Below are 248 nucleotides of genomic sequence, written 5' to 3'. Positions count from 1 at the left end.
CCTAAATATGGCTGCCGCAGCTGCACCGATGGTGTGGTCCAAGCGAAGGTGCTGCCGCGCCTGATCGAGAGCGGCATGGCCTCGACCGCACTCGTGAGCCACGTGGTGATCTCGAAGTTCGCCTGGTATCTGCCGCTGTATCGGCAAGTGCAGATTCTGGCCGGCCAGGGCGTCCATCTCGACCGGTCGACGCTTGCCGGCTGGGTGAAGCGTGCGGCCTGGTGGCTCAGGAGCCTCTATGACCTCCA

General features: G+C 64.1%; 1 protein-coding gene. It reads left to right on the top strand.

All coding sequences use genetic code 11. The features are described 5' to 3' along the window. The coding region (locus tag ACZYOF_RS44995; RefSeq protein WP_463719728.1) for an IS66 family transposase at window positions 1-248 on the top strand (248 nt) is incomplete at both ends.

This window comes from Bradyrhizobium sp. LeoA1Lang (assembly GCF_055413685.1).
Note: the sequence above shows the minus strand (reverse complement) of the source record. Positions and strands in the feature narration are given on the sequence as shown.